We start from the raw sequence: 4,704 nt of genomic DNA, 5'->3' as shown, positions 1-4,704 counted from the left end.
GACCGCACCACCTCCGCCGGGCCGGACCGGACCACGACCACCGGCCCCGCGCGACCCGACCCGGCCCCGGACACGGCGGCCACGGACACGGCACCCCCGGACACGGCGACCCCGGGTGGGGAAGCCCCGGGCGGGGGTCCGTCCGACGGGTCCGACGACCGTCCCCGGGGGATGTTCGCGTCGTTGCGGGTGCGCAACTACCGGCTGTTCTTCAGCGGGCAGGTCATCTCGAACATCGGCACCTGGATGCAACGCATCGCCCAGGACTGGCTGGTCCTGGAGCTCAGCGGCTACGACCCGGTCGCACTCGGGGTGGCGGTGGCGTTGCAGTTCCTGCCCACCGTGCTGCTGTCGCTGTGGGCGGGGGTGCTGGCCGACCGGGTGGACAAGCGCAGGCTCCTGATCGCCATCCAGTCGGGGATGGCGGTGCAGGCGGCACTGCTCGGGGTGCTCGACATCAGCGGCATGGCCGAGCTGTGGCACGTCTACGTGCTGTGCCTCGTCCTCGGGGTGTTCTCGGCGCTGGACGTGCCGACCCGGCAGTCGTTCGTCGGCGAGATGGTGGGCCGCGAGCAGGTCGCCAACGCCGTGGCGCTGAACTCCTCGGTGTTCAACATGGCGCGGATCGTGGGACCCGCGATCGCCGGGTTCGCCATCGTGCTGGTCGGTACCGGGTGGCTGTTCGTCGCCAACGCCGTGAGCACCCTGGCCGTCCTCGCCGGGCTCGCGGCCATGGACCCCGCCGCGCTGCACCGGAACCCGCCCGCCGCCCGGTCGAAGGGGCAGCTGCGGGAGGGGCTGCGGTACGTGCGCGGCAGACCCGACCTGATGATGATCATGGTGCTGGTGTTCTTCGTCAGCACGTTCGGGATCACCTTCTTCACCTCGCTGGCGATCGTGGCGGCCAACGTGTTCGGCACGGAGGCGGACGGCTACGGCCTGTTGTCCACGATGCTGGCGGTGGGCACCTTCACCGGCGCGCTCGCCGCCGCCCGGCGGGGCAGTCGCGGGGGGCCCAGCCTGCGGGTGCTGCTGGTCGCCGCCTTCGGTCTCGGCGCGGTCGAGCTGGCCGCCTCGTTCCTGCCGACCTACGCGCTCTTCGGGGTCGCGCTCGTGCCCCTGGGCTTCGCCACGATCACGTTCCTGAACACCGCGAACGCGCTCGTGCAGACCTCGACGAGTCCGGAGGTGCGGGGGCGCGTGATGGGCCTGTACGTGCTCGTCCTGATCGGCGGCAACCCGATCAGCGGACCGATGGTCGGGTGGCTGGCCGACACCTTCGGCGGGCGGTCCCCGTTCTGGCTGGGGGGTGCGGTCGCCGTGCTGGCCGCACTGCTCTGCGCGGTCCTCGCCCGCAGGCGGGAGCGACACCCCTTGCTCGTCGAATGAGGTTAGGCTAACCTCATGGGTGTCGCTTCGTGGTGGGAGCGGCGGCAGTTCGGGAACGAGAAGGGGCCCCGCACGAGACGTCCGTGCGGGGCCCTTCCTCGTTCGCGCGCGTGTGCGCGGGTGGCCCGGACCGGCCGGGTGGCCGGGTCTCAGCCCAGCAGCAGTCCGTTGCGCCCCGCGCGGGCGTCCTCGAAACGCCTGCCGATCTCCGCCCAGTTGAAGACGTTCCACAGCGCGTTGATGTAGTCCGGCTTCACGTTCTTGTACTGCAGGTAGAACGCGTGCTCCCAGACGTCGACCAGCAGGATCGGCACGGTGGGCAGCACCAGGTTGTTGTGGTGGTCGCGCAGCTGCTGGGTGATCAGTGTCTGGCCGATCGGGTCCCAGGACAGCGCACCCCAGCCGTTGCCCTGGATCGTGGTGCACACCGCGGTGAACTGCGCCTTGAATTTGTCGAACGAGCCGAAGGCGTCGTCGATGGCGGCGGCCAGTTCACCGGTCGGCTTGTCGCCGCCCTCCGGGGAGAGGATCTTCCACCAGACGACGTGGTTGGCGTGCCCGGCGAGGTTGAAGGCGAGCGTCGTCTCCAGGCCGACGATCGAGCCGAAGTCGTTGGCGTCGCGCGCCGCGGCGAGCTTCTCGAGCGTCTGGTTCGCGCCGTTGACGTAGGTCTGGTGGTGCTTGCTGTGGTGCAGCTCGTTGATCTCACCGGAGATGTGCGGTTCGAGGGCACCGTAGTCGTAGTCGAGGTCGGGAAGCTCGTACGTGGGCATGAGCCCTCCTTCGTGGTCGAGGCAAGCCTTTGCGTGATTGCCAACCTAGTAGCCGCCGAGGTCGCGGGCTAACCGGGGAGTGGCGAAGTTGACCTTGCTCCCTGGAGTGGACTCGAGGTCAACACCACTGTCGGATCGGCCACACACCACCGGAGCGCCCGCGCGGCTCACCCGACCGGCCAGGTGTGGACCGGCTCCCCGGACCGGGAGTGCTCCAGGTACCGCGCGAGCATGCCGGTCAGTGCGGCGTCGCGGTCCGTCCCGCGTTCCTCCAGCAGCGCGACCGTCTCCCGTTGCCACGTGCTGCCGGTCCGGCGGCGCAGGCACCGTTGTTCGATCACCCCGAGGTAGCGCTCCGCCACGGTGTCGGCCACACCGGAGTCACGCAGCCCCTCCCGCGCGAGCGGCAGCAACACCCGCAGTACCAGCTCGTCCGGCGGCACCCGGCCGATGCCCGGCCAGTACAGCAGCGCGTCGAACCCGTTGCGCGCCCCCGAGTACAGGTTCTCCTCGGCCGCCTGGAACGACATCTGCGACCACACGGGCCGCTCCTGGCCCACCAGGGCGCGTTGCGCGCCGTAGAAAAAGGCCGCGTTGGCCATCATGTCCCGCACCGTGGGCCCCGCGGGCAGCACCCGGTTCTCCACCCGCAGGTGCGGGGTGCCGTCCACGACGTCGTACACCGGCCGGTTCCACCGCCACACGGTGCCGTTGTGCAGCCGCAGCTCCGTCAGCCGGGGAACCCGGCCCGATTCGAGGGCCTCCATCGGGTCCTCGTCGTCGGTCTCCGGCAGCAGACCGGGGAAGTAGCGGACGTTCTCCTCGAACAGGTCGAAGATCGAGGTGATCCACCGCTCGCCGAACCACACCCGCGGGCGCACCCCCTGGTTCTTCAGCTCCTCCGGCCTGGTGTCGGTGGCCTGCAGGAACAGCGGAATGCGGGTCTCCTGCCACAGGGCCTTGCCCAGCAGAAACGGCGAGTTCCCGCCGAGTGCGAGCTGGACACCGGCGAGGCACTGCGCGGCGTTCCAGTGCGGGGCGAACTCCTCCGGGCTCACCTGCAGGTGCAGCTGCACCGACGTGCACGCCGCCTCCGGCAGGATCGATTGCGCGAACGCACGCAGCCGCTCGGGTTCGCGGCCCCGCAGCGGGACCCCCTCCAGCGACAGCAGCGGCTGTTCCCCCCGGGAGGCCATGATCTGGTCGTTGAGCAGCGCGTACCGGGCGTTGTTGGTCAGCCACTTCTGATCGAAGTGTTCCGCGCGCAGGGTCGGCAGAATGCCGATCATCGCGACCGAGGTGCCCGCGCGCTCCGCGGTGTCGTGGGCCAGCTCCAGGTACGCGCCGAGATCCGCCTCCAAAGTGAACGCGGACTCGCCGTCCAGCGGGTACGGCGGCACGTTCAACTCGATGTTGTGCTGCGAGAGTTCGGTGGTGAACGCCGCCTCGTCGAGGGCGTCGAGCACGGCGGAGTTCGACATCGACGGGCGCATCGCGTCGTCGACGAGGTTCAGCTCGACCTCCAGCCCGATGTGCTTGCGGGGGAAGGTGAAGCTGCTCTCGGACAGCATGCGCGCCAGCGTGTCCAGGCACCGCTGCACCTTGTGCCGATAGCGGCCCCGGTCCCGGGAGGTGACGGAGTCCGGTGCCACGTCCTTGCCCATGCCGATCGCCCCTCTCCCTCGGCCTCGGCTCCCCGGATGCCGCGGCGTTCGCCCCTGCCAGGCGGCAACCGTTGCACATGCCGGGGGCCTCATCCAGCGGCCAAAAAGGGTGCGGTCCGTCACGCCGCGCACACCCAGCGCATCACCGGGGCCGTTCGTACCAGCCGGGTACCCGGCGGACGGAGTACCGATCCCCGCCACCCGGGTCGATGCGAGACTTCCCGCGTGGCCTCAGTGATCTACACCGACGACGTGGCCGACCCGCGGCTGGACGACTTCCGCGACCTCACCACCGCCGACCGCAGGCCCGACCGGCCCGGCGGGCGGGGGCTGGTGATCGCGGAGGGAACGGTGGTGGTGCGCAGGCTGCTCGCCTCGCCCTACCCGGTGCGCGCCCTGCTCGGGGTGCGGCGGCGGGTCGAGGAGCTGGCGGACGACCTGGCCGACGTGTCCGTGCCCGCGTACGTGACCTCGGCCGAGACCATGGCGCAGGTGGTCGGTTTCCACCTGAACCGCGGGGTGCTCGCCGTCGCCGACCGCGCCCCGCGCCCCACGGTGGCCGACCTCGCCGCCGGGGCGCGGGTGCTGGCCGTGCTGGAGGGGGTCGGGGATCACGAGAACCTCGGCGCGCTGTTCCGCAACGCCGCCGCGCTCGGGGTCGACGGCGTGCTGCTCGGCCCGGGCTGCTCGGACCCGCTCTACCGGCGCAGCGTCCGCGTGTCGATGGGCCACGTCCTGCGGGTGCCGTTCACGACCGTCGACGACTGGCCCGCAGGGCTCGGGACCCTGCGGGAACACGGGTTCCGGCTCGCGGCCCTGACCCCGCGCGCCGACGCGGTGAGCCTCCGGACGGCCGCCCGCATCCCCGGCCCGGTGGC

At 71.1% G+C, this 4,704-nt stretch carries 4 protein-coding genes; 2 read left to right on the top strand and 2 right to left on the bottom strand.

Annotated features, from left to right (window positions below; all coding sequences use genetic code 11):
• A partial coding sequence (locus SACPADRAFT_RS28475; protein WP_007026565.1) for an MFS transporter occupies nt 1-1,389 on the top strand: 1,389 nt, incomplete at its 5' end.
• A gap of 149 nt (nt 1,390-1,538) precedes the next feature.
• On the opposite strand, the gene SACPADRAFT_RS0217755 is transcribed toward SACPADRAFT_RS28475, so the two are convergent.
• Entirely contained in the window at nt 1,539-2,162 is a 624-nt protein-coding gene (locus SACPADRAFT_RS0217755) for a superoxide dismutase (protein ID WP_007026566.1), read from the bottom strand.
• 167 nt (nt 2,163-2,329) lie between these two features.
• Nucleotides 2,330-3,826: a glutamate-cysteine ligase family protein gene (locus SACPADRAFT_RS0217750; protein WP_007026567.1), complete on the bottom strand. Its 1,497-nt coding sequence runs from the start codon at nt 3,824-3,826 to the stop codon at nt 2,330-2,332.
• A 225-nt stretch (nt 3,827-4,051) separates the two neighbouring features.
• On the opposite strand from SACPADRAFT_RS0217750, the gene SACPADRAFT_RS28470 reads away from it, so the two are divergent.
• The coding region (locus SACPADRAFT_RS28470; RefSeq protein WP_007026568.1) for a TrmH family RNA methyltransferase at nt 4,052-4,704 on the top strand (653 nt) is incomplete at its 3' end.

This window comes from Saccharomonospora iraqiensis subsp. paurometabolica YIM 90007 (assembly GCF_000231035.2).
GTDB lineage: Bacteria > Actinomycetota > Actinomycetes > Mycobacteriales > Pseudonocardiaceae > Saccharomonospora > Saccharomonospora paurometabolica.
Note: the sequence above shows the minus strand (reverse complement) of the source record. Positions and strands in the feature narration are given on the sequence as shown.